General features: G+C 64.7%; 22 protein-coding genes. 3 read left to right on the top strand and 19 right to left on the bottom strand.

Annotated elements, in window-relative coordinates:
- Window positions 1–25: 25 nt before the first annotated feature.
- The 8 genes from EDE08_RS16460 to EDE08_RS16425 form a co-directional block, all read right to left on the bottom strand.
- A complete protein-coding gene (locus EDE08_RS16460; RefSeq protein ID WP_131869825.1) occupies window positions 26–730 on the bottom strand; it encodes an NUDIX hydrolase in 705 nt (234 codons plus the stop codon).
- Between the two features lie 30 nt (window positions 731–760).
- On the bottom strand, window positions 761–1,786 hold the full coding sequence (locus EDE08_RS16455; RefSeq protein ID WP_165935931.1) for an ABC transporter substrate-binding protein: 1,026 nt from the start codon (window positions 1,784–1,786) through the stop codon (window positions 761–763).
- A 231-nt stretch (window positions 1,787–2,017) separates the two neighbouring features.
- Window positions 2,018–2,791 (bottom strand): anti-sigma factor family protein, encoded by a 774-nt coding sequence (locus EDE08_RS16450; RefSeq protein WP_131869824.1) that lies wholly within the window; start codon window positions 2,789–2,791, stop codon window positions 2,018–2,020.
- Window positions 2,788–3,306 carry a sigma-70 family RNA polymerase sigma factor gene (locus EDE08_RS16445; RefSeq protein WP_131869823.1) on the bottom strand — a complete coding sequence of 173 codons (519 nt, stop codon included), beginning with the start codon at window positions 3,304–3,306 and terminating at the stop codon, window positions 2,788–2,790. Before EDE08_RS16445 ends, EDE08_RS16450 begins: the two co-directional genes overlap by 4 nt.
- 39 nt (window positions 3,307–3,345) lie before the next feature.
- Window positions 3,346–4,812, bottom strand: coding sequence for a YncE family protein (locus EDE08_RS16440; protein ID WP_131869822.1), 1,467 nt, complete (start codon window positions 4,810–4,812; stop codon window positions 3,346–3,348).
- An 11-nt stretch (window positions 4,813–4,823) separates the two neighbouring features.
- Window positions 4,824–5,360 carry a DUF305 domain-containing protein gene (locus EDE08_RS16435; protein ID WP_165935932.1) on the bottom strand — a complete coding sequence of 179 codons (537 nt, stop codon included), beginning with the start codon at window positions 5,358–5,360 and terminating at the stop codon, window positions 4,824–4,826.
- Between the two features lie 101 nt (window positions 5,361–5,461).
- On the bottom strand, window positions 5,462–6,250 hold the full coding sequence (locus tag EDE08_RS16430; protein ID WP_131869820.1) for an ABC transporter permease: 789 nt from the start codon (window positions 6,248–6,250) through the stop codon (window positions 5,462–5,464).
- Window positions 6,250–7,068, bottom strand: coding sequence for an ABC transporter ATP-binding protein (locus EDE08_RS16425; RefSeq protein ID WP_131869819.1), 819 nt, complete (start codon window positions 7,066–7,068; stop codon window positions 6,250–6,252). The genes EDE08_RS16430 and EDE08_RS16425 overlap by 1 nt, the downstream gene beginning before the upstream one ends.
- Window positions 7,069–7,197: 129 nt before the next feature.
- Here EDE08_RS16425 and EDE08_RS16420 point away from each other — a divergent pair, with 129 nt between their 5' ends.
- Both EDE08_RS16420 and EDE08_RS16415 read left to right on the top strand, forming a co-directional pair.
- Complete coding sequence (locus tag EDE08_RS16420) at window positions 7,198–7,980, top strand: ATP-binding cassette domain-containing protein (RefSeq protein WP_131869818.1); 783 nt, start codon at window positions 7,198–7,200, stop codon at window positions 7,978–7,980.
- Window positions 7,977–9,533, top strand: coding sequence for a glycine betaine ABC transporter substrate-binding protein (locus EDE08_RS16415; protein ID WP_131869817.1), 1,557 nt, complete (start codon window positions 7,977–7,979; stop codon window positions 9,531–9,533). The genes EDE08_RS16420 and EDE08_RS16415 overlap by 4 nt, the downstream gene beginning before the upstream one ends.
- A 230-nt stretch (window positions 9,534–9,763) precedes the next feature.
- On the opposite strand, the gene EDE08_RS16410 is transcribed toward EDE08_RS16415, so the two are convergent.
- The 9 genes from EDE08_RS16410 to miaA form a co-directional block, all read right to left on the bottom strand.
- Window positions 9,764–11,476 (bottom strand): sulfatase-like hydrolase/transferase, encoded by a 1,713-nt coding sequence (locus EDE08_RS16410; RefSeq protein WP_131869816.1) that lies wholly within the window; start codon window positions 11,474–11,476, stop codon window positions 9,764–9,766.
- A gap of 173 nt (window positions 11,477–11,649) precedes the next feature.
- Window positions 11,650–11,919, bottom strand: coding sequence for a hypothetical protein (locus EDE08_RS16405; RefSeq protein ID WP_245524797.1), 270 nt, complete (start codon window positions 11,917–11,919; stop codon window positions 11,650–11,652).
- A 657-nt stretch (window positions 11,920–12,576) separates the two neighbouring features.
- Window positions 12,577–13,596 carry a ketol-acid reductoisomerase gene (gene ilvC, locus EDE08_RS16395; protein ID WP_035700280.1) on the bottom strand — a complete coding sequence of 340 codons (1,020 nt, stop codon included), beginning with the start codon at window positions 13,594–13,596 and terminating at the stop codon, window positions 12,577–12,579.
- A 134-nt stretch (window positions 13,597–13,730) separates the two neighbouring features.
- Complete coding sequence (locus tag EDE08_RS16390) at window positions 13,731–14,333, bottom strand: LysE family translocator (protein ID WP_165935933.1); 603 nt, start codon at window positions 14,331–14,333, stop codon at window positions 13,731–13,733.
- Between the two features lie 7 nt (window positions 14,334–14,340).
- Window positions 14,341–15,216 (bottom strand): EamA family transporter, encoded by an 876-nt coding sequence (locus EDE08_RS16385; protein WP_131869814.1) that lies wholly within the window; start codon window positions 15,214–15,216, stop codon window positions 14,341–14,343.
- Between the two features lie 52 nt (window positions 15,217–15,268).
- Window positions 15,269–15,964: a class I SAM-dependent methyltransferase gene (locus EDE08_RS16380; RefSeq protein ID WP_131869813.1), complete on the bottom strand. Its 696-nt coding sequence runs from the start codon at window positions 15,962–15,964 to the stop codon at window positions 15,269–15,271.
- Between the two features lie 3 nt (window positions 15,965–15,967).
- On the bottom strand, window positions 15,968–16,510 hold the full coding sequence (ilvN, locus tag EDE08_RS16375; protein ID WP_028177127.1) for an acetolactate synthase small subunit: 543 nt from the start codon (window positions 16,508–16,510) through the stop codon (window positions 15,968–15,970).
- Window positions 16,511–16,535: 25 nt separating this feature from the next.
- Window positions 16,536–18,311 (bottom strand): acetolactate synthase 3 large subunit, encoded by a 1,776-nt coding sequence (locus EDE08_RS16370; protein ID WP_131869812.1) that lies wholly within the window; start codon window positions 18,309–18,311, stop codon window positions 16,536–16,538.
- A gap of 329 nt (window positions 18,312–18,640) precedes the next feature.
- Entirely contained in the window at window positions 18,641–19,579 is a 939-nt protein-coding gene (gene miaA, locus EDE08_RS16365; protein WP_207913000.1) for a tRNA (adenosine(37)-N6)-dimethylallyltransferase MiaA, read from the bottom strand.
- A 10-nt stretch (window positions 19,580–19,589) separates the two neighbouring features.
- Here miaA and serB point away from each other — a divergent pair, with 10 nt between their 5' ends.
- A complete protein-coding gene (gene serB / locus EDE08_RS16360; RefSeq protein WP_131869811.1) occupies window positions 19,590–20,495 on the top strand; it encodes a phosphoserine phosphatase SerB in 906 nt (301 codons plus the stop codon).
- A gap of 57 nt (window positions 20,496–20,552) precedes the next feature.
- Here serB and EDE08_RS16355 read toward each other — a convergent pair whose 3' ends face one another.
- Together EDE08_RS16355 and EDE08_RS16350 are read right to left on the bottom strand one after the other, a co-directional pair.
- Window positions 20,553–22,073, bottom strand: a complete 1,521-nt coding sequence (locus EDE08_RS16355) for a Do family serine endopeptidase (protein WP_131869810.1) — start codon at window positions 22,071–22,073, stop codon at window positions 20,553–20,555.
- Between the two features lie 143 nt (window positions 22,074–22,216).
- A complete protein-coding gene (locus tag EDE08_RS16350) occupies window positions 22,217–22,423 on the bottom strand; it encodes a DUF2065 domain-containing protein (RefSeq protein WP_028177121.1) in 207 nt (68 codons plus the stop codon).
- Window positions 22,424–22,475 lie beyond the last annotated feature (52 nt).

Below are 22,475 nucleotides of genomic sequence, written 5' to 3'. Positions count from 1 at the left end.
GCGCGGCGATGTCAAGCCTCGCGCATCAGCGCGCTGCGAACTGCTGCTCGACGAAGGCCGTGACAAATCGCGGCATGGACGGCCTGAGATCGCTGGTCCCGCGCACGAGGTGAATGGCCGACAGCTCCGGCTCGGTTTCGCGCGCAAGGTTGGCTTCGATCCGGGCGCGAGCCATGTCGCCCGGCATGTCCAGGTTGATGACCTGCAACATCGCGATCGTGGGGCCTGTGACCACGCAATGCCAGCCCGGCTCGATCCGATAGTCAGCCGCGGTCAGGCCGGTCTCCTCGCCGAGTTCGCGGACAACACTGCCGGGAATGTCGAGCGCGCCGTCCCTGACATCGTCGAGATCAGGCGTTCCCGAGGGGAAATAAATGCGGCCCGCATTGGCGGTGTGGGGCGCCATCTCGCCCATGATGAAGGCGCCGTCGGAGGCGCGCAACGCGCCCATGCCAAAGCCGTTGAACACGGCCTTGTCGGGAAAGTCCCAGTCGCGCCAGGCGAGGAAGCTTGCGAAATCAGTCTCGAAATAGGTCGCCGTCAGGTGACCGTTGCTGAACACGGCGTCGCGCCCGAGCAGGACGCGGCCGTTCCAGATCTTCGGCCGCTCACGTTGCTTCTCGGCGAAATGCGCCGCGATCTCGGCACGCCGTTCCTCCGCGAACGGCCACACGATCGGCCGCACCGCAAGATCGAGCGTCGTGACGCGATGTATGACCGGTGACGTCATGACCGGGCGATTGCCACGCCTTCGCGTCGGCTATTTGGCATTGCCCGTGGTCTTCTTGGCCTGCTCGACGAATTTGTTGGTGAAGGTCTTGCTGACGTCGATCTTGGCGTTCGCGACCTCGGGCGAGCCGACGCTGAACACCGCAAGCACGGCATCCGCGCCCTTCGGATCCATCTTGCCGGTTTCCGAGAACATCGGGATCGTGTTCTTCAGCGCGGCGAGATAGAGATCCTTGTTCTTGCCGACCACCTGCTCTGGCATCTTCGCCATGATCTCCTCGGGCGAATGGGAATGGATCCAGGCCAGCGTGGCGAGGATCGCATTGGTGAGCGCCTGCGTCTCCTTCTCATGGCCGTTGATCCAGGCCGCGGTCGAGTACAGCGCGCCGCCCGGATATTCGCCGCCGAAGGTCTCCAGCGTGTCCTTCTGGGTGCGGGTGTCCGAGAGGATGCGCAGATCCTTGTGGCCGCCCTGAAGCACGGTGACGGACGGATCGAGCATCACGGCCGCATCGATCTGGCCCTGCTGCATGGCGGCAACCGCGGTGGCGCCGAGGCCGACACCGATCACGGCGGTATCGGCGGGATCGACGCCGTTCTTCTTGAGCATGTATTTGACGAAGAAGTCGGTGGAGGAGCCGGGCGCGCTGACGCCGACCTTCTTGCCGGCGAGATCCTTGACCGATTTGATGTCGTTGGTGCGCGAGGGTGCGACCACCAGCACGAGACCGGGGTAACGGTCATAGACCACGAAGGACTGGAGCTCCTGCTTCTTGGCCGCGAGATTGACGCAATGGTCGAAATAGCCGGAGACCACGTCGGCGCTGCCGCCGAGCACGGCTTTGAGCGCGTCCGAACCGCCCTTGAGGTCGACGAGCTCGACACTGACGCCGGCCTTCTCGTATTCGCCGAGCTGCCTGGCCAGCACCGTCGGCAGATAGCACAGGCAGGAACCGCCGCCGACCGCGATGGTCACCTTGCTTTGCGCCGCGGCAAGCGAGGTGGTGAGCGTCAGCGCGAGCAGCGCGCCGGCGAGCCTGGCAATCGTGTTCTTCATTGGTGTCCTCCGTTCGGCCGGCGGCACCATAGAGCAGCGGGACGGGCTTGAGAAGCGCTGCCTCGGTGGGCTGGCCATCGGCCTTGGCGCAATAGCATGCCCGGACAAGAGCAATTCCTGATGGGGAGGATCAAGACGCCGCCGCAGGCGCCTGACGACGTCACGCTGCCGGATTGAGCCCTCGCGATCGGGCTCGCGCCGATGCGCGGGCCCGTTTCGTGAATTTCGCCGCTAGATCGGACGCGCCTGCTTCCGGATCTCGTTCGCGATCGGCTTGAGGGTGTCTGTCGGAAGCTGGCCGACGAGGGTATAGCCAAGGCCGTCGTCTATCCAGGCAAAACCCGCGACGTCGCCGGACGACTGCGGCATCATCGGCGCATCCTGATTGCGGCTGCTCATCGGACGCGTCAGTACCACGAGGCGATCGCCGCGATCGTCGTCGTACATGAACATCGCGGCCGGACCGTGCGAGGTCGCGACCAGACGCCCGCCCATCAGCCGATAGCCCGAGACGGAGAGGTCCGGTACCTTGACCGGCTGTTTCAGCCGGTTGGATATCCATTGCGTGAGCTCTGCGCTGTCGGACGCCCGTATCTCGACCGGACGCACGCGATCCGGTGCGAAAACGCCATAGGTATAGGCTGCTTCCTGGGCCAACGCGGATAGTCCGTTCGAGCTATCCTGCAGTACGCTGCGCATGGTCCATCCGCCGAGGCCTCCGATACCTAGAAGCAACATCGCAGCGATTGCCCGCCACGCCCGCAGGGGACGGCGCTTCCGGCTCTCGATGATGTGCGACAGGTTCAATTCCGCGGGCAATGGCTCGTCGGCGATTGAAGCGAGCGCGCCACGCAGCTGCTCGCGCTGGTTGGCGAAGCCCGCAACGCGGTTCGCGACATCCGGATGCTCGTCCAGATAGGATGCGACCTCGGCGCGACGCTCGGGCTCGAGCGCCTGGTCCACATAGGCGTGGAGATCATCTTCCGTGATCGGCCGCTGGTTCATTTCAAGCTCCGCAATGCGACGACGTTCCTCGGCCCCACCGCATCCATTTCCTGCTGCAACCGCTCCCGTGCGCGCGACAGGCGCGACATCACGGTGCCCACGGGAACGCCGAGGACTTTCGCAGCATCCGCGTAGGAGAGATCCTCGACTGCGACAAGCAGCAAGACCGCTCGTTGCTCTTCCGGCAGTCGCGCAAGCTTGCTCAGGAAGTCCCGGTAGATCAGGCTTTGTTCCTGCGCTGCCGCGCTGACAAGCTCCTGCTCACCCGCATCGTCGATCGGCATATGCCTTCCCCGCGCTGTGGCCTGGCGGAATTGCGTGATCGCCAGATTGTGAAGGATGGTGAAGAGCCAGGCGCGGACGCTGCCATCGCGCCGCTGCTGCCAGCGGCTGACGGCGCGCTCCAGGCAATCCTGGACCAGATCGTCAGCCGCCGCGCGATCGCGCATGAGCGCACGCGCATAGCGGCGGAGCGCGGGGATCAGCGGCTCGACCTGAACCAGCATATCCTTCATGACGCGCTCCGCCTCATCTCGGTTGATGCCCGCCGAACGTCATCGCGCCTCGATTTGAATGACGTCGCCCGGCATGGCCGCGTCGCCGGACGCAATCACCAGATATCGCCTGGCAGCCGCGGCAGACTGGTCGACGATCTGCCGGATCGGACCGACCGCGTTGACGATGGCTGATCCGGCCGGATTGGTCATGAACGCTGCCAATGGCTGCAGCGGCCCGCTTCCATCGCCATGGTCCGCCAGCGCCAGCACATATTTCTGCCTGGGTTGAAGTCCCGTCACCGAAGCCTGCAGGACCTGTATCAAGCCCTGATCGAACAACGACACGCTGGTCGGCGCCTGGCCCCCCGCACCACCTTTCGATACAAGCGCGAGATGGGCAACCTGGCCGGCAACACCGAGAGACTGCAAGTTTTGGCGGTCATCCGGGTCAGGCGCGGCGTTTGGGACATAGGCGATCGCCTGCGGCGCCTGGCCGATCGGAACGTTTGCGATGACCTTGTTGGTTGCCGTATCGATAGCCGCAAGCGCGTCGGCATTCTCCAGCCCGACATAGATGCGGGTCCCGTCGCCGGACGGCCACACACCGTGCGGAAGACTACCAACCGGGATCGTCGCGACCTGCGAGAAGTCGTCGGTGCGGAATACCTTCACTTCGTTCAGGCCACCGACAGTGACATAGGCATACGTGCCCTTGGTCGTATGCGCGAAGTTGACGTGATTTGTGATCGGGCCGGTTTCGATGGTCTTGATCGCATTGAACGGCGGCCTCGCGTTGAACACCTGGGTCCGGCCCACGTCTTTCAGCGTGAACCATACTTGGTTCCCATCCGGCGTCGCCGCGATGTTCGGGCAGAATGGGCTCTCCTGCTTCACCCTCGCTATGATCTTGTGCTCGGCAACAGCGACCACGTCAGTTTCCGGATTGAAGGACGAGCAGATGTAACCATACTTGCCGTCGGGTGAGAAAATCTGCATGCCGGGCCCGTTCGGGGTCGCGATGCGGGTTTTCTCCTTGAAGCTGGTCGGGTCGATGACGGAGATGTAGTTTTCGCCGCGGACGGTGACCCACACCTCTTTGCCGTCCGGCGTGTAGAACGCCTCATGTGGCGACCTCCCGACGTAGGTCACGTGCTTGACAGCGTTGGTCGCGGTATCGATGAAACTCACGGAGTTCGAACCGATCGAAACCACGGCGAGCGTCTTGTGATCCGGCGAGAAGCCCATGCCGTGCACGAGGACCTGGCCCTTGTAGAGCGGGCTGAAATTGCCGGGTTGCGGGTCGCCCAGCCGGATCACACCAAGCAGCTTGTTGTCGACGGGGTCGGTGACCGAAACCGTATTCGAGAATTGTTCTGCGGCGTAAACGCGGTCGTGATGGCTGATCGGAATATCGGGGGCGGACAGCGCGCCCGGTGCCTGCCCCGCCCATGCGGCGGATCCGCCTGCAAGCATCGTGGCGGCCAGGAAAATGCTTCTCACAACCCTGCATTTCGATGTGTTCATGTATGTCGCTCCTATTTCTTTATTCCGGCGGGCATATCCATCTGCATGCCCGAATGATGATGAACGTTGGCAACCGGAGCGGATGCCGGTTGCGTCGGAGCAGGTGCGGTGTCCGTGGCCGGCTCGCCTATGGCGAGCTTCATGGCCGCGATCTCCTGCATCTGATCGACAACGATTTCCTGGGCGATGCGCCGCAGCTGCTCGTTCTTGCCATAGCGCAATTCGATGACCGCCATGTCGATCGCGCCCTGATGATGCGGATTCATCATCGCGACGAAGTCGCGATCGACGTCGCCGGTCGGCTTGACCGCCATGTCGTTCATCATCTTGTTCATGGCGGCTTCATTTTCTTCCAGAAAGGCCCGTTCCTCCGTGCTCAGCGCAGCCGGCGGGTTGCCCGGATGGGACTCATGCGCGAACGCGAGCGGAGGCACCGCGAACGCGACGAGAATGCGCGCGGCGAGGAACGCCGCGCCGAAGCCAGAGCCGGGCCATCGACATCTGGCCGAGAGCGCCGCTACGGCGCAGCGAAACTGTGACGGGTACATCAAGAACTCCCATGCGAGTGGTCGCATGGGGGTTTGACGCGCGGCCGCGCGTTCTATTCCGGCCCGCCGATCACATAAATGTCAGCGCGCAACGAGGCGGCTTAACCACGCCCGTCCGACGCAGCCGGCCGCCACACCAGCAGCCGCCGCTCCACCAGCGTAACGCCGTAGTCGATCAGGATGACGAAGGCGGACAGCACGAACATGCCCGCGAACACGCCGCCGACGTCGAACACGCCCTCCGCCTGCTGGATGAGATAGCCGAGGCCTGCGGCCGAGCCCAGGTACTCGCCGACCACCGCGCCGACCACGGCGAAGCCGACCGAGGTATGCAGGGAGGAGAACATCCAGGACAGCGCCGACGGCCAATAGACGTGCTGCATCAATTGCCGCTCGCTCATGCCGAGCATGCGGCCGTTGTCGAGCACGGTGCGGCTGACCTCTTTCACGCCCTGATAGACGTTGAAGAACACGATGAAGAACACCAAGGTGACGCCGAGCGCGACCTTGGACCAGATGCCGAGCCCGAGCCACAGCGCGAAGATCGGCGCCAGCACGACGCGCGGCAATGCGTTGACCATCTTCACGTAGGGATCGAACACGGCGGCGACCAGCGGCTGGCGTGCGAACCAGAAGCCGACCAGCACGCCGCCCAGCGATCCGATCACGAAGGCGAGGATCGATTCCGCCAATGTGATGCCGAGATGCTTCCAGATCACGCCGGAGGCGAACCATTTCACGATCTGGCTGAACACGTCGAACGGGTTGGAGAAGAAGAACGGCGGCAGCAGGATCTTGCCGAACACGGGCACGGTCGTCAGCACCTGCCACAGCACGATGCCGACGACGGCGACCAAGATCTGCAGCGCGAACAGCGTCGGGCGCGACATCAGACCGCCTCCGCCGCATGAGTCGATTGCGCGTAGCCCTTCATCACCTCGTCCTTCAGCACGCTCCAGATCTCGCGATGCAGCGCATGGAATTCCTTGTCCAGCCGTACCTCGAAGATGTCGCGCGGGCGCGGCAGGCTCACCTGCCAGTCGCCGATGATGCGCGAGGACGGCCCGGCCGACATGATCACGACGCGGTCGGCGAGCGCGATCGCCTCTTCCAGATCGTGGGTGACGAACAGCACGGCCTTGCGGTCGGCGTTCCACAAGTCGAGCAGAAGGTTGCCCATGACCTGGCGGGTCTGTGCATCGAGTGGCCCGAACGGCTCATCCATGAGCAGGATTTTTGGATCGCGGATCAGCACCTGCGCCAGCGCCACGCGCTTGCGCTGGCCGCCGGAGAGCATGTGCGGATAACGGCCCGCAAAGGCGCCGAGGCCGACGGAGGTCAGCCATTTCTGCGCCCGCGGCAGCGCATCAGTGCGCGGCGTGCCCTTGATCTCGAGCCCGATCGCGACATTGTCGAGCGCGGTCTTCCACGGGAACAGCGCGTCGGCCTGGAACAGGTAGCCGGCATCCCGGTTCAGCCCCGCCAGCGGCCGGTCGAAAATCCGGACGCTACCGGCGGCGGGCTTGAGCAACCCGGCCGCAACGTTGAGCAGCGTCGATTTCCCACAGCCGGTCGGGCCGACGATGGCGACGAACTCGCCCTGGGCGACCGTGAGATGGGCTTTCTCGACCGCCGTATAGACCCGCCCGTCCCCGAGGCGGAACGCGACCTTGGCATCTTCCAGCGCCACTGCCGTGGGCGTCGTCATGTGCTTCCTCCGAATTCAGGCCGATGCCTTAGCCGCTCGCGCGGCCAAGTTCAATCAAGGCGCCAAGCGTGCTACGCATGGGTCCCGTCACCCCGCCCCTCAGAGGCAACCGAGCCGAGCGCAGGTCTGATGCCGTCCAGTCCCATGATCGGCTATGCACACGTCACCAAGAGCTTCGGCTCCCTCAGGGCTCTGAGCGATGTATCGCTCGACATCGCCGAGGGCGAGTTTGTGGCGATCGTCGGCGGCTCCGGCTCGGGCAAGACCACGCTGCTGCGGCTCACCAACCGGCTGATCGAGGCCGACGGCGGTACCATCACCGTCGAGGGCGAGGATGTGAGAGACGTCGATCCGGTCGCGCTGCGGCGGCGGATCGGCTACGTGTTCCAGAGCGGCGGGCTGTTCCCGCATTTGAGCGTCGCCGACAATATCGGGATCACGCCGAGACTACTGGGTGTGTCGGCGGCGGATATCGCGGCGCGTGTCGACGAGCTGCTCGAGCTGGTGCAGCTCGACCGTGCTGCGCATCGCGACCGTCTGCCGGAAGCGCTCTCGGGCGGCCAGCGCCAGCGCGTCGGCGTGGCGCGGGCGCTCGCGGCAAGGCCTCGCATCGTGCTGATGGACGAGCCGTTCGGCGCGCTCGATCCCCTCACCCGCGATGCGCTCGGCGACGACTATCGCTCGCTGCATCGCAAGCTCGGCCTGACCACAGTGATGATCACCCATGACATGACGGAGGCTCTCTTGCTCGCCGACCGCATCGCAGTGATGCGCGGCGGACAGCTGCGCGCGCAGGGCACGCCCGATGAGCTCACCAGGAGCGGCGACGGCTACGTGCTGGAGCTGCTGCGCACGCCGCGGCGCCAGGCCGAGCGGCTGAATGCGCTGTTGCCGCAGGGCGGCGCGGCATGAGCCTCCTCACCGATCCGCGCTGGGGCGAGGCGCTGGCGCATCTGCCCGACTACCTCGGCAACCATGTGCAGGTCAGCCTTGCCGCACTGGCGCTCGGTCTCGCCGTCAGCCTGCCGCTGGCGATCCTCACGCGCAATCGCCCGGCGCCTCGCGGCTTGCTGCTCGCGTTCGCCAGCATCGTGCAGACCGTGCCTGGGTTGGCGCTGCTTGCACTGTTCTATCCGCTGCTGCTCGCGGCGGCCTCGGTCGCGCTGGCCTGGTTTGGCGTTTCCTTCTCCGCCTTCGGCTTCCTGCCGGCGATGCTGGCGCTGGCGCTCTATTCGATGCTGCCGGTGCTGCGCAACGGCATCACCGGGCTCAACGGCATCGATCCCGCGCTGATCGAAGCCGCCAAGGGCGTCGGCATGACCGGACGCCAATCGCTGCTCATGGTCGAGCTGCCGCTGGCACTGCCGGTGATGATGGCGGGCATCCGCACCGCCGCAGTCTGGGTGATCGGCACCGCGACGCTGTCGACCCCGATCGGGCAGACCAGCCTCGGCAATTACATCTTCGCCGGGCTCCAGACCCAGAACTGGGTGTTCGTCCTGTTCGGCTGCCTGGCCTCGGCCCTGCTCGCGCTCGCCGTCGATCAACTGCTTGGCCTGATCGAGAATGGTCTGCGTCGTCGCAGCCGTCTGCGCGCGGCGCTCGGCTGCATCGGGATCGCAGCTCTCGTTGCCGCAACATTGGTGCCGACAATGGGCCGCTCCTCGCAGGGCTACGTCGTCGGCGCCAAGACATTTGCCGAGCAGTATGTGCTGTCCGCGCTCCTCAGGGACCGTCTCCAAGCCGCCGGCCTGTCCGCGACGGCGCGCTCGAGCCTCGGTTCGAGCGTGATCTTCGAGGCGCTGAAGGCCGGCGACATCGATCTCTATGTCGACTATTCCGGCACGCTTTGGGCCAACCAGCTGCATCGCAGCGATATCAAGCCGCGCACCGAGCTGCTCGCGGAACTCAAGACAGCGCTCGCCAGGGACAACATCACCCTGCTCGGCGACCTCGGCTTCGAGAATGCCTATGCGCTGGTGATGCCGAGGAAGCGCGCCGAGGCGCTCGGCATCCGCACCATCGCCGATCTCGCCGCACACGCATCGACGATGTCGATTGCCGGCGACTACGAATTCTTCTCGCGGCCCGAATGGGCGGCCCTGCAAAGGGCCTACGGCCTTTCGTTCCGCGCCCAACGCCAGATGCAGCCGGATTTCATGTATGCGGCAGCCGCCAGCGGCGAGGTCGACGTGATCGCCGGCTACACCAGCGACGGCCTGATCGCGAAGTACGATCTCGTCGCGCTGGACGATATCAGGCACGCCATCCCGCCCTACGACGCCATCCTGCTGCTCGCGCCGAAACGCGCCGGTGACGAGCGACTGCAGGCGGCGCTGAGGCCGCTGCTCGGCAAGATCGACATCGCCACCATGCGCGAGGCGAACCTGCGCGCCAGCGGCAATGACGCGAACTCCTCGCCGGATGCGGTCGCGAAGTGGCTGTGGGGGAAGGTTCAGCAGTAGGTCAGCGGTTCACCCCGTCATCCTGAGGTGCGAGGCGTGCGCTGCGAAGCGGTGCGCGCGGAGCCTCGAAGGATGAGCGGCCCCGATGTGGATGCAGCCGGGCAGTCGCCCATCGAGGCTCACCAAGCGGCCTACGCCGCTTGGTGAGCACCTCAGGGTGACGGTTAGAGAGTGGCCGCAGATTTCGTAGAGCGGCGATCGAGGAGTTGGGTCCGCAATCCAACGAGATGCTAAAGCCCCCTGATCATCCCCGCGTCGATCAGCAGCCGGTTCAACCGCCGCGCCTCAGCGCCGTCCTTGCAGCCATAGAAGATGCCGTTGCAGCGGAGCATGATCTCCTTCTGCTCGGCGAACGACGGGTCCAGCGGGATGCCGGCGGCTTCCTGGATCACCAGCGGCAGATAGGGACCGTCGATTGTGTCCATCACCGCCGCGCTCTTCAGCGGCTCGAAATTGACCGCGTCGATCGCATAATAGGTCGCATAGAGACGCGGATCGTAATTGTCCAGCTTCTTGCCGAGAGCGCCCTCGTCGAGCCCGGGTTCGAGGATCTGCGGTGCGAATTCCGGCTGGTGATCGCCGTAGCGCACGATCAGGAAGGGCTCGCCCGGAAAGTTCTTCTTCAGGCCTGCGACGAAGGCCTTGTACTGCTCGGCGCTGATTGCCTGCCGGCGCAGATATTCGTCGATCGACGGCACATTGCCCGGCGCGCGCCAGTTCGGCAGCAGGTCGGGACGGAAGCGCGTCTCCCAGGGGAAATGATTGGCGCCGAGATAGATAAAGGTGAACAGCGGCTTGTTCGGCGGCTGCTGGCCCATCAGCTGGAGCGCCTTGTCGTAGAAGAAGCTGTCGGGCTCGACATCCTTCGCGCCGAGGTCCTTCGCATCGAGAAAGCGCTCGATGCCGGTCGTCATCTGGAAGCTGCGCGCGCCCATGAAACCGCCATTGGCGGGATAGAGCGAGAGCGTCTCGTAGCCGCAGCGGCGCAGCGCCAGCGGCAGGCCGCGCTCAACCCGGCTCGAGGCAATGCGCGTCACGAAATAGGCGAAGCGTCCGAACGAGCGCGAGGAAAGCCCCGCGAGCACGTTGTATTCGGTGAACCAGCTCGGTCCGCCATTGCTCTCGGCGAGGAACGTGCGCTGCTTGCCGTCCCAGGACGTGAAGTGGCTGCCATAGCCCTGCGACACCTTGATGCCCTGCGCCGCGCGGATATCGAAGCTCGATTCATCATGGATCATGATGATGTTCGGCCGGCGGCCGGCGGGGTGGCAGGCATCGACCAGTGGCATGTTGAGCCGTTCATCGGTCGAAGCGGCCGCCTCCATGAAGCCGTATTGCGCGAAATCCGACACCGCGCTGACGCCCGAACGGAAGAATTTCGAGAGATAGCCGTCGTCGTAATAGCTGCGCCAGGCTTCATCCGGATGATAGAGCGAATACCCGACAAGCCCGGCGAGGCAGGCGAGCTTGCAGGCCAGCGCCGGCAGGCGGCGGACGCGGAACGGGTCGAGCCACCACAGCGAATACATCAACGGCAGCGTGATCAGGCCGGCCAGAATCACCGACCAGCGCAAGTTCGGGAAGATCGTGAACAGGAACGCGACGGTGTCGCGGTCGATCATCATCAGGTCGATGAAATTGACCGTCATCTGCACGACCTCGTGCTTGAGCTGCGACAGCAGCACCAGCACGACGACCATGGTCAGCGACAATGCGCCCGAGAGCGCCGGCCGCCGCAGCAACGTGATCCAGAAGAAGTTCAGGATGCCCCAGGCGAGCGCAAAGGACAGGCGCGAGCCGAAATCGGTCTCGGTTTCGTACATCAGCGCGAGGGCAGCGAGATGCGGCGCTGCAACCGCGAGCAGGCGCCAGATGCCGAGCGCGGCGACGCTCGCCAGCACGGCGGTCGCGGCAGAAGGACCTGGATTGGGCGCGGACGCCATCGAAAATACGCTGAACTTCAAGTCCGGCCCGGTGACACGTCTGACCGGCCGGTCAGGGCGTCCGGCGCAGCCGGAAGCCTGCACCGTGTCATAAAACTGTAACGGAATGGTCAAGGACAGGCAACGCACGGAGCGGCCCGACCTTCGCCTAATGTTAGCGAGCGGCGAAGCTGCTACGGCTTGGCAACGCCCGCGATGAACAGGTCGAGCACCGCCTCCGCCACCCGCTCGATTTCACGCTCCTCCACGCGCCAACGCCATGGACGAAATCGCGCCCGTTGGAGATGATCTGGACATGCGCGGGGTTGCGCCGTGGCCCAGCGCAGACAAGCGAGGCGGAACGCGTGAAAGCCGGCCAGCGGGTCGGCGGCCGGCAACGAGGCCAGCGCCGTCTCGATCTTGGCACGAAAGCGCCGCTGCGCCTCCTCTGCCACGGCCACCATCAAGGCATCGCGGTTTCGGGAAGCGCCGGAACGGTGCCCCCCGCCGACATTGCCGCCCGGCAGGCGGCCTCACGGACGGAGATCTCGATTCCCTCCGCCGCAGGTTGCAGCGCAGCATCGATCAGTACGCGGCAGCGGCAAGACGGCCCCGATCAGGTGGCGCATCGGCTCCGGCGTGATCTGACGGCGCACCTTGGGACCTGCCGCGGTCAGCGCTCGAGCACGATTTCGGCGATGCGCTCGGCCGGCATGCAACGGCCCGGCTCTCAGTGGACACGAGATGAGAATGTGGATGAAGAGCCGAATCCTTGCCCCTGAAGACGCAGAGGTTTTGATGTTCGGAATGCAGCGAGAAAGTGCGACAAACGCCGCGATGCCAAGAATGTGGTTTAAAAGTCGGTTCTTCGCGTTCAGGCCGCGCGTCAACTTGCGAAGAATTTGAATAAAGCAGCACTGCTTCGCGCGGGATGGAAAGAGCGAGACCACTGTTTGCGATCTCGCTCGATCATAGCCGCGAAGATTTAAGATTTGGTTTGGCGAGCAAGGTTGCGTTCGTTCGTCATTCCGGGGCGCGCGTTAGCGCGAACCCGGAAATCTCGATCCACAACCTCTGGATTCCGGGTTGCGCTTCGCGCCCCCGGAATGACGGCGTAGCCGTCAGTTCTTGCTCTTGTCGACCAGCGCGCCCTTCTTGATCCAGGGCATCATGTCGCGCAGTTTCGCGCCGACTTCCTCGATCGGGTGCGCGGCGAGCTTGGCGCGGGTCGCCTTGAACGAGGTCTGGTTGACCTTGTTCTCGAGCATCCAGTCGCGCGCGAACTTGCCGCCCTGGATGTCGGCCAGAACTTTCCGCATCTCCTTCTTGGTCTCGTCGGTGATGATGCGCGGGCCGGTGACGTACTCGCCGTACTCGGCGGTGTTGGAGATCGAGTAGTTCATGTTGGCGATGCCGCCTTCATAGATCAGGTCGACGATCAGCTTCACTTCGTGCAGGCACTCGAAATAGGCCATCTCGGGCGCATAGCCGGCTTCGACCAGGGTCTCGTAGCCGCCCTTGATCAGTTCGACCAGGCCACCGCAGAGCACCACCTGCTCGCCGAACAGGTCGGTCTCGCATTCTTCCTTGAAGGTGGTCTCGATGATGCCGGCGCGGCCACCGCCGATGGCGGAGGCGTAGGACAGGCCGAGGTCATGGGCGTTGCCCGAGACGTCCTTGGCGATCGCAATCAGGCAGGGCACGCCGCCGCCGCGCTGATATTCCGAGCGCACGGTGTGGCCGGGGCCCTTCGGCGCGATCATCAGCACGTCGAGGTCGGCGCGCGGATCGAGCAGGTTGAAGTGGACGTTGAGGCCGTGCGCGAACACCAGGGCGGCGCCCTTCTTCATGTTGTCGTGCAGGTGCTCGCGGTAGATGTCGCCCTGGAGCTCGTCCGGCGTCAGCATCATGACGAGGTCGGCCCATTTGGCGGCTTCGGCGACTTCCATCACCTTGAAGCCGGCGTTCTCCGCCTTCTTGGCCGAGGCCGAACCCTTGCGCAGCGCAATGGCAACTTCCTTGACGCCGGAGTCCTTGAGGTTGAGCGCATGGGCATGGCCCTGGCTGCCATAGCCGACGATGGCGACCTTCTTGCCCTTGATCAGGTTCAGGTCGGCGTCGCGATCGTAATAAACACGCATAGGTCGTTTCCTCGTTCAGGGCCGAAAATCGGCCGATGGTCAGTGTCCGAAGGGTGAAATTTGCGGATTTCGGGGGCTGTCTAGAGCATTTTCAGCCCTGAGGGAAACCCGTTTCTGCATGGAAATCCGCGGCATCATGCATCCATGAAAACGGGGTAGAGGGAAGCGAGCAGCAGGACCGCCATCAGGATATTGAAGGCGCGGACCAGCCGCTCGGAGGTCAGGACCGGGCGCAGCGCGGTGCCGAACAGGGCCCAGACCACTGTCGAGACCGTGCCGACGACGAGGCTGATCACGGTCTGAATGGCGATGTTGAGCGGGAATTGGGCGATCGCGGCATAGGCGGTGATGGTACCGATCACAATCACCCAGCCCTTGGCGTTGATCCACTGGAACATCGCCGCGCCCCAGAAGGTCATCGGGCCGCGCGCCTTCTCCTCGCCCGGCTTCGCCGGACCGGACATCGCGATCACGGCGGCAAGATAGATCAAGTAGGCGGCACCGGCATATTTCAGGATGGTTTGCAGGATCGGATAGGCCAGGAACACGGTGCCGAGCCCGAGGCCGACGGCTGCGATCATGAAGGCGAAGCCGATGACGATGCCGACAATATGCGGGATCGTGCGCCGGAAGCCGTAGGTCAGGCCGGAGGACAACAGCATGATGTTGTTCGGCCCCGGGGTGAAGTACATCACCGCCATGAAGGCGAGGAAGGCGTAGAACAGCGAGTAGGTCATATTCACCTCACGCGGTCTTGGGCAGGACTTGCGGGCGCTTCGCCAGCACCATCACGGCGATGCCGCCGATCACGGTCAGCATGCCGGCGAGGCGCAACGGTCCGAACCGCTCGCCGAACATGATGCTGGAGGCGGCCGAGCCGACGAACGGCACGAGCAGCGCGAACGGCACCACTTGCGCGGCGGGATAGTCGCGCAACAGGCGGCCCCACAGCCAATAGGCGATGCTGGTGGAGATGCCGCCGAGCATCAGCATGCAGAGCGCCGACGTCAGCGATAGATGCGTCAGCGACGTCCAGGTCGGCGACGGCCCATCGGCGATCAGCGCCAGCGCGAACAGCGGCACGGCGGCGCTGAGGCACAGCCAGGCGAAAAGATCGAACATCGGCACGCCGCGTGCCTGGCGCAGCAAGAGATTGCCAACCGCAAAGCTGATCGGCGAGATCATCAGCACCGCGAAGGCGGCAACGCTGAAGTCGTAGCCGACCGTTCCGCAGATCATCAGCAACCCGGCAGCGGCGATCATGATACCGAGCGTCTGCACCAGCGTCGGGCGTTCGCCGAAGACGAGCGCAGCGAAGCCGATCGTGAACAGCGCCTGGCTCTGCACGACGACGGAGGTCAAACCCACCGGCACGCCATGGGCGATGCCATAGGCCTGGCTCAGGAACTGACCGAGGAACAACGTGAAGCTGATCGCGATCAGGAGCGACCAGGCAATCTTCGGCTTGCGAATGAACAGGCAGGGCGCCGCGGCAATGGTGAAGCGCAGCGCCGTCATCAACTCCGGCGACAGCTCGTCGAGCGCCATTCGGCTCGCCACGAAGGCAAGCCCCCATACGATCGCCACCATGACGGCGATGAGGATGTCGGCCGGCTTCATTGTTGTTTCCGGTTCTGTCTTGTCGTGCAGCCTTGCTTATTCTTGTTCTCGTCTAGCCTTGCTCGCCGGCTTTCGGTTTGCGCAGCAGATACGTGCCGTGCATCGGTGCGTGGTAGTCGACCGAGACCAGCGTGAAGCCGACGTCAGTCAGCATCCGCTCCATCACCCAGCCGAAAGTGGAATATTCGTCGCGCATGTGGGTCACCACGCCCTCGCGGGAGAAATCGTGGTTCTTGATCTGGAAATCGGCCCATTGCTCGACGTCGCGCTCGATCGCGTCGGGCATCGATGAGTAAACAATGTCACGGAGATAAAACGTCGCTCCGGGCTTGAGCGCGCGAAAGATCCGCGACATCGCCACCGCTTTCCAGAAATCCGGCAGATGGTGCAGCGTAAACTCGCTGACGATGAGATCGTAGGATTCCGGCCGGTAAGCGAAGCTGAGCAGACCGGCGGATTGGGTGCGCACGGGCGCCTTGCGGTCGCGGGCATAGATCTCGGCCAGCGCCAGCATCGCCGGCGAAATGTCGATGGCGTCGACGTCGGCCCCCATCAACGCCGCTTCGGTGGCGAGCACGCCGTTGCCGCAGCCGATATCGGCGATGCGCCAGCCACGCTGGACCCCGAGCATCTTCAGCGCGGCGCGCGCCTGCAGATCGGCATCGTCATGGCTGTCGTAGATCGAGGCCACCGCGGGCTCGATCCCCATCCGGTTCCGCTCGTTGTAGTACCAGTCGCGCGCCAACATGGCTCACATCCCTTCAGGTCCGCGACCGATCGCGGCGACGCCGGTGCGCGACACCTCGACGAGGCCGAGCGGACGCATCAGGTCGATGAACTGGTTGATCTTGTCCGTATTGCCTGTGATCTCGAACACAAAGCTCTCGGTGGTGGCGTCGATCACGCGGGCGCGGAATGCATCCGCCAGCCTGAGCGCCTCGACCCGGTGCTCGCCCTGCCCGCGCACCTTCACCATGGCCAGCTCGCGCTCGATCGAGCGCCTGGTCAGGGTCATGTCGACGACGCGATAGACCGGGATCATGCGATCGAGCTGGTGCTTGATCTGCTCGATCACCATCGGCGTACCCGTGGTTACGATGGTGATTCGCGACAGATGCTTCTGGGCCTCGGTCTCCGAGACCGTGAGGCTCTCGATGTTGTAGCCGCGCCCCGAGAACAGGCCGATGACGCGCGCGAGCACGCCCGGCTCGTTCTGCACGAGCACCGCGAGCGTGTGCGTCTCGTTGGGATCGTGGCGGTCCTCGATGAAGTAGGCGGATGCGGGCTGGTTCATTGTCGTCCCCTTCAAATCTCTCTTGTCACACCAGAGCCTTGCCGCCGGCGAATGCCTTCGCCGTGGCTTCATCGTTCGCCTGCTCCGGCAGCAGCATCTCGTTGTGCGCCTTGCCGGAGGGGATCATCGGGAAGCAGTTTTCCAGCGCGGCGACGCGGCAGTCGAACAGCACGGGGCGCTTGACCGAGATCATCTCCTTGATGGCGCCCTCGAGATCGGCGGGCTTGTGCACCTGGAGGCCGACGGCGCCATAGGCTTCCGCGAGCTTGACGAAATCCGGCAGCGCCTCCGAGTAGGAATGCGACAGCCGGTTGCCGTGCAGCAGCTGCTGCCACTGGCGCACCATGCCCATGTACTGGTTGTTCAGGATGAAGATCTTGATCGGCAGCTCATACTGCACAGCCGTCGACATCTCCTGCATCGTCATCTGCACCGAGGCATCGCCCGCGATGTCGATGACGAGACTGTCGGGATGGGCGACCTGCACGCCGACCGCCGCCGGCAGGCCATAGCCCATGGTGCCGAGACCGCCCGACGTCATCCAGCGATGCGGCTCCTCGAAGCCATAGAACTGTGCCGCCCACATCTGATGCTGGCCGACCTCGGTCGTGATGTAGGTGTCCTTGCCGCGCGTCGCCTCGAACAGGCTCTGGATCGCGTGCTGCGGCAGGATGACGTCGTTGCTCTTCTTGTAATAGAGCGAGTTGCGGGCGCGCCATTGCGCGATCTGCTGCCACCACGACTTGATGTCGGGCTTCTTCGCCTCCGCCTTGAACACCTGGAGAATGTCGCCGAGGATGTTGCCGCAATCGCCGATGATCGGCACGTCGACGCGGATGTTCTTGTTGATCGAGGACGGATCGATGTCGATGTGGATCTTCTTCGAGCCGGGCGAGAACGCATCGACGCGACCGGTGATGCGATCGTCGAAGCGCGCGCCGACGCACAGCATGACGTCGCAATCATGCATGGTCATGTTGGCTTCGTAGGTGCCGTGCATGCCGAGCATGCCGAGCCAGTTCTTGCCTGAGGCCGGATACGCACCGAGGCCCATCAGGGTGGAGGTGATCGGAAAACCGGTGACCTCGACCAGCTCGCGCAGCAGCCTGGTCGCCTCGGGGCCGGAATTGATGACGCCGCCGCCGCTGTAGATCACGGGACGCTTGGCATTGGCCAGCAGCGCCACGGCCTTGCGGATCTGCGTCGCGTCGCCCTTCACGCGCGGCGCATAGGAGCGGTGCACGTCGGACTTGCGCGGGGGATGGTAGGTGCCGGTCGCGAACTGCACGTCCTTGGGGACGTCAACCAGCACCGGGCCCGGACGGCCCGAGGTTGCGACATAGAACGCCTCATGCAGCACCTTGGCCAAATCGTTGACGTCGCGCACCAGCCAGTTGTGCTTGGTGCAGGGACGCGTGATGCCGACGGTGTCGCATTCCTGGAAGGCATCGTTGCCGATCAGATGCGTCGGCACCTGGCCGGAGATGCAGACCAGCGGGATCGAGTCCATCAGCGCGTCGGTGAGCGGCGTCACCATGTTGGTGGCGCCGGGACCGGAGGTCACCAGCGCAACGCCCGGCTTGCCGGTCGAACGCGCATAGCCCTCGGCGGCATGCCCCGCGCCCTGCTCGTGGCGGACCAGGATGTGCTGGACCTCGCTCTGCTGGAAGATCTCGTCATAGATCGGAAGCACGGCGCCGCCGGGATAGCCGAAAATGTCGGTCACGCCGTGATCGATGAGCGCGCGGACAATCATCGCGGCGCCGGTCATCTGGTTCGGGTCGTGGCTCTTGTCGCTCATTGGCTTGCTCCGGATGCGCTGTTGTCAGCGGCTTCGTTCGTGTCGGGTTCGGGAAATAAAAAAGGCCCCGAAGAGGGCCCATGCACACCGCCTGTCTTGTGGATGGCAGCTAGCCATCCCCGGCGGTGTGCCTGGGTACGACGGCGATAAGGAGTTTGGTAATAATGTTACGCATGGCAGGCGATCGGCTTCCCAAAGGTTGCGCGAAACATAGCGGCCAAAGCCCGGATGTCAAGGCAATGCGGCCAATCCCGCGCGATTTCGGCAGTGTAGCGGTGTTCCCCGGTTTCGGCGAGGGGTAAATTCCCGGAACCACGCACAAAAGCGCGTCAACCCGGGTCCGCCGCATTCACGACCGCCGCGAGCCAACCCCTTGCCTCCTCCGGCCTGATCCATTCGAATTCCGGCAATTGGTGCCGGAACCAGGTGAATTGCCGCTTGGCGTAGTGGCGGGTGTCGGCGCGGCCGATGCTGGCGGCCTCCTCCAGGCTGAGCTCGCCGCGCAGATGCCGGATCAGGGCCGGCACGCCATGGGCCTTCATCGCCGGCAGCAGCGGATCGAGGTGTCTGGCGGCGAGCCGCTCGACTTCCCTCAACGCACCGGCACCCAGCATGACGTCGAAGCGGGCGTCGATGCGGGCGTAGAGCTCGTCCCGCTCAGGCGCGAGAAACACCGCGCGAAAGCTGTCCTTGGGCAGCAGCGGTGGCTGTCCCTCCCGGTGCCAGTCGAGCAGTGAACGCCCGGTCGCCTCGATCACCTCGAGCGCGCGCGCAATCCGCGTGCGGTCGCGCAGGTTCAATCGCTCGGCTGCAGCTGGGTCCCGGCGCGCAAGTTCCGCGTGCAACGCCTCGACGCCCCCCCGTTCCAACCGCGCACGCACATCGTCGCGCACCTCGGCCGGGATCGGCGGCACCACGGAGAGGCCGGCCGTCAGAGCCTTGAAATAGAGCCCCGTGCCGCCGACGAAGATCGGCAGACGGCCTTGAGCCCTTGCTTCATCGAGCGCCGTCGCCGCGTCGCTGACCCAGGCGCCCGCCGAAAAATTCACGGCGGCATCGACATGGCCATAGAGGCGATGCGGCACGAGCGCCTCGTCCGCCGCTGTCGGCCGCGCCGTGATGATGCGGAGGTCGCGGTAGACCTGCATGGAATCGGCATTGATGACGAGACCGCCGGTGGCGAGGGCAAGCTCGAGCACCAGCGCAGACTTGCCGCTGGCGGTCGGGCCTGCGATAAGCACGGCCTTGCTTGAATGCCCCTCGCTCACGAAACCCTCAATGTCCCTCGTTGCCACGCTGATCTGCAACCCCGACAATCCCGCGCTCGACTCGACCATCGTCGACGGCGCCCGCGCCGTGCTGCCACAAGCGGCGCCCGCGCACTGGCTGTTCGACGGGGTCGCGGTCGACATCCCCTTCGGCACCGACAGTAACCTCGGAGGCGACCGTCACGCCATCGAGCAGCGGTTGCGCGAGCTCCGCGGCGACCTGCCCATCGATATCGTCGTGCAGCCTGTTGGCTTCAGGCGCAAGAAGCTTTTTCTCGCCGACATGGATTCCACCATGATCGGCCAGGAATGCATCGACGAGCTCGCCGATTTCGTCGGGGTGAAGGCGCATGTCGCTGGCATCACCGAGCGCGCGATGCGCGGCGAGATCGAGTTCGAGCCGGCGCTGCGCGAGCGCGTCGCGCTGCTCAAGGACCTGCCCGCAAACGTGGTCGACGAGGTGCTGGCCAAGCGCATCACGCTGACGCCGGGCGGCAGGACACTGGTCGCGACCATGCGCGCGAACGGCGCTTACACCTGCCTCGTCTCCGGCGGATTCACGCTGTTCACGCGCGCGGTCGCCGCCGAGATCGGCTTCCAGGAGAACCGCGCCAACGAGCTCGTCGTACGCGACGGCAAGTTCACCGGCGAGGTGAAGGAGCCGATCCTCGGCCGCGCCGCAAAGCTCGCGACGCTCGTGGATTTGATGGAGTCGTTCGATCTCGACGACATCGACTCGGTGGTGGTCGGCGACGGCGCCAACGATCTCGCGATGATTCAGGCGGCAGGGCTCGGCGTCGCCTATCACGCCAAGCCCGCAGTGGCCGCTGCCGCGGCCGCGCGGATCGATCACGGCGATCTCACTGCGCTGCTCTATGCGCAGGGGTATCGCCGCGACGAGTTCGTCGAGGCGTAGCTTCCCTGCGTCATTCCGGGCCGGTGCTTGCGCGCCATCCCGGAATGACAGCCCGGCTTACTGCACGCTCAGCGCGACGAAACGCAACTCGCCCTCGCCGTTCGAGACCAGCAGCAGCACCGACTTCTTGCCGTCCTTCTTGAGCTGATCGACCCGCTTCTGGATGTCGGCGCCGCTGGACACTGCCTCCTGCGCGACCTCGACGATGACGTCACCGGCCGAGAGGCGCTTCTCGGCAGCATCTGAATTGGCGTCGACATCGGTGACGACCACGCCCTTGACACTGTCCTTGATCTTGTAACGCGTGCGCAGATCCTTGTTGAGCGCTGCGAGGTCCAGGCCAAGCGCCTTCTGCGTCACCGGCTTCTCGGGCGCGGGCTCGTCGGTCTTCACCGCGGCCTGCACCTTTTCGGGGTCCTGGAGGCGGCCGAGCGTGACCTTCTTGGTCTCTTCCTGTCCCTTGCGGATGATGACGACGTCGACCTCCTTGCCGACCGCCGTGTCGGCGACGACGCGGGACAAGTCCTTCGGGTCCTTGACGTCCTTGCCGTCGAACTTGACGACGACGTCGCCCGGCTCGATGCCGGCGGGCTTGGCCGGACCCTTGTCGTCGACGCCGGCGACCAGCGCACCGCGCGCCGGCTTGATGTTGAGACTCTCGGCGATCTCGTCAGTGACGCTCTGGATGCGCACCCCAAGCCAGCCGCGGCGCAGCTCGCCGAACTGGCGGAGCTGATCGACGACGCCCACCACCGTCTTCGACGGCACGGCGAAACCGATGCCGATGGAGCCGCCGGATGGGGAGATGATCAGCGTGTTGACGCCGACGACGTCGCCGTCGAGATTGAAAAGCGGACCGCCGGAATTGCCGCGATTGATGGAGGCGTCGGTCTGGATGTAGCTGTCGTATGGCCCTGAGGAGATGTCGCGGTTCTTGGCCGAGACGATGCCGGCCGTCACCGTGCCTCCCAGGCTGAAGGGGTTGCCGATCGCGACCACCCAGTCGCCGAGGCGCAGCTTGTCGGAGTCGCCGAACTTGACCGCGACCAGCGGCTTCGGCGGCTTGATCTTGAGCACGGCGAGATCGGTCTTCTTGTCGACGCCGACCAGCTCGGCCTTGATCTTGGTGCCGTCGTTGAGAATGACGTGAATCTCGTCGGCGTCCGCAATGACGTGGTTGTTGGTGACGACGACGCCTGACGCATCGATGATGAAGCCGCTTCCGAGCGAGTTGGTCTTGCGCGGGGGATTGTTGTCGCCGCCCTTGCTGCCGCCACCGGGGCTCCGGCGGTTCTTGAAGAAGTCGTCGAAGAACTCTTCGAACGGCGAGCCGGGCGGCAGTTGCGGCATGGTGTTGCTGCCGCCGCCGCCCTTGGCCGCGACCGTCTGGGAAGTCGAGATGTTGACGACCGCGTCGATCACCTTCTCGGCGACGTCGGCGATGCCATCCGGCCCACGCGCATGGGCCGGCGTGCCGAACGCGCTGAAAGCACTGACGGCGAGCGCGGCCAGCCCAATTCGCACACCAAGTCGCACGCAACGGCGCGAGCGGGACGGGGCAGTGGTGGCAGCGATCATTGTGATCTCCAGACAAAGGGATTCGGCGCCAGACTGCGCTCGAACGGGGGCACGGCGCAAGCGCGGAGCTTAACGGGCTTCAAGACCCCGACAATATGACGAAAACCAGTCTGTCGCCTTCACTTTGGCGTTGGCCTGATGCCCTAAATCGGGCGCCGGATAACCCAGATCAGGACCAGACCGGCCACGGCAGAGCCGATCCCAACCGCCCGCAGGACGTTGTCCGGCGTAGCGATGGCGCTCTTCATGGCCTTGCGCATCCAGTTGGGACTGGCCGCGAACATCAAGCCTTCAAGCACGAACAGGATGCCTAGGCCGATGAGGAAGTCGGCGAACGCAATGGACCTCATCGGAATGGAACCTCCCGCTATACTGTTCTTGTCTGGACAAAGGGCGGCCAGA

Origin of the sequence: Bradyrhizobium sp. R2.2-H (assembly GCF_004346455.1) — a bacterium.
GTDB lineage: Bacteria > Pseudomonadota > Alphaproteobacteria > Rhizobiales > Xanthobacteraceae > Bradyrhizobium > Bradyrhizobium diversitatis.
This window is presented reverse-complemented; position numbering and strand designations above follow the sequence as displayed.

Excerpts from the sequence above, each read along its gene's own strand:
- EDE08_RS16430 (WP_131869820.1), bottom strand. The coding sequence starts at position 6,250 with ATGTCGCGCCCGACGCTGTTCGCGCTGCAGATCTTGGTCGCCGTCGTC.
- EDE08_RS16460 (WP_131869825.1), bottom strand. The coding sequence starts at position 730 with ATGACGTCACCGGTCATACATCGCGTCACGACGCTCGATCTTGCGGTG.
- EDE08_RS16420 (WP_131869818.1), top strand. The coding sequence starts at position 7,198 with ATGCCGTCCAGTCCCATGATCGGCTATGCACACGTCACCAAGAGCTTC.
- EDE08_RS16450 (WP_131869824.1), bottom strand. The coding sequence starts at position 2,791 with ATGAACCAGCGGCCGATCACGGAAGATGATCTCCACGCCTATGTGGAC.
- EDE08_RS16370 (WP_131869812.1), bottom strand. The coding sequence starts at position 18,311 with ATGAGCGACAAGAGCCACGACCCGAACCAGATGACCGGCGCCGCGATG.
- EDE08_RS16380 (WP_131869813.1), bottom strand. The coding sequence starts at position 15,964 with ATGTTGGCGCGCGACTGGTACTACAACGAGCGGAACCGGATGGGGATC.
- EDE08_RS16410 (WP_131869816.1), bottom strand. The coding sequence starts at position 11,476 with ATGGCGTCCGCGCCCAATCCAGGTCCTTCTGCCGCGACCGCCGTGCTG.
- EDE08_RS16350 (WP_028177121.1), bottom strand. The coding sequence starts at position 22,423 with ATGAGGTCCATTGCGTTCGCCGACTTCCTCATCGGCCTAGGCATCCTG.
- EDE08_RS16425 (WP_131869819.1), bottom strand. The coding sequence starts at position 7,068 with ATGACGACGCCCACGGCAGTGGCGCTGGAAGATGCCAAGGTCGCGTTC.
- EDE08_RS16455 (WP_165935931.1), bottom strand. The coding sequence starts at position 1,786 with ATGAAGAACACGATTGCCAGGCTCGCCGGCGCGCTGCTCGCGCTGACG.
- ilvN (WP_028177127.1), bottom strand. The coding sequence starts at position 16,510 with ATGAACCAGCCCGCATCCGCCTACTTCATCGAGGACCGCCACGATCCC.
- EDE08_RS16435 (WP_165935932.1), bottom strand. The coding sequence starts at position 5,360 with ATGTACCCGTCACAGTTTCGCTGCGCCGTAGCGGCGCTCTCGGCCAGA.
- serB (WP_131869811.1), top strand. The coding sequence starts at position 19,590 with ATGTCCCTCGTTGCCACGCTGATCTGCAACCCCGACAATCCCGCGCTC.
- EDE08_RS16445 (WP_131869823.1), bottom strand. The coding sequence starts at position 3,306 with ATGAAGGATATGCTGGTTCAGGTCGAGCCGCTGATCCCCGCGCTCCGC.
- EDE08_RS16390 (WP_165935933.1), bottom strand. The coding sequence starts at position 14,333 with ATGACCTACTCGCTGTTCTACGCCTTCCTCGCCTTCATGGCGGTGATG.
- EDE08_RS16385 (WP_131869814.1), bottom strand. The coding sequence starts at position 15,216 with ATGAAGCCGGCCGACATCCTCATCGCCGTCATGGTGGCGATCGTATGG.
- EDE08_RS16355 (WP_131869810.1), bottom strand. The coding sequence starts at position 22,073 with ATGATCGCTGCCACCACTGCCCCGTCCCGCTCGCGCCGTTGCGTGCGA.
- EDE08_RS16415 (WP_131869817.1), top strand. The coding sequence starts at position 7,977 with ATGAGCCTCCTCACCGATCCGCGCTGGGGCGAGGCGCTGGCGCATCTG.
- EDE08_RS16440 (WP_131869822.1), bottom strand. The coding sequence starts at position 4,812 with ATGAACACATCGAAATGCAGGGTTGTGAGAAGCATTTTCCTGGCCGCC.
- EDE08_RS16405 (WP_245524797.1), bottom strand. The coding sequence starts at position 11,919 with ATGGTGGCCGTGGCAGAGGAGGCGCAGCGGCGCTTTCGTGCCAAGATC.
- ilvC (WP_035700280.1), bottom strand. The coding sequence starts at position 13,596 with ATGCGTGTTTATTACGATCGCGACGCCGACCTGAACCTGATCAAGGGC.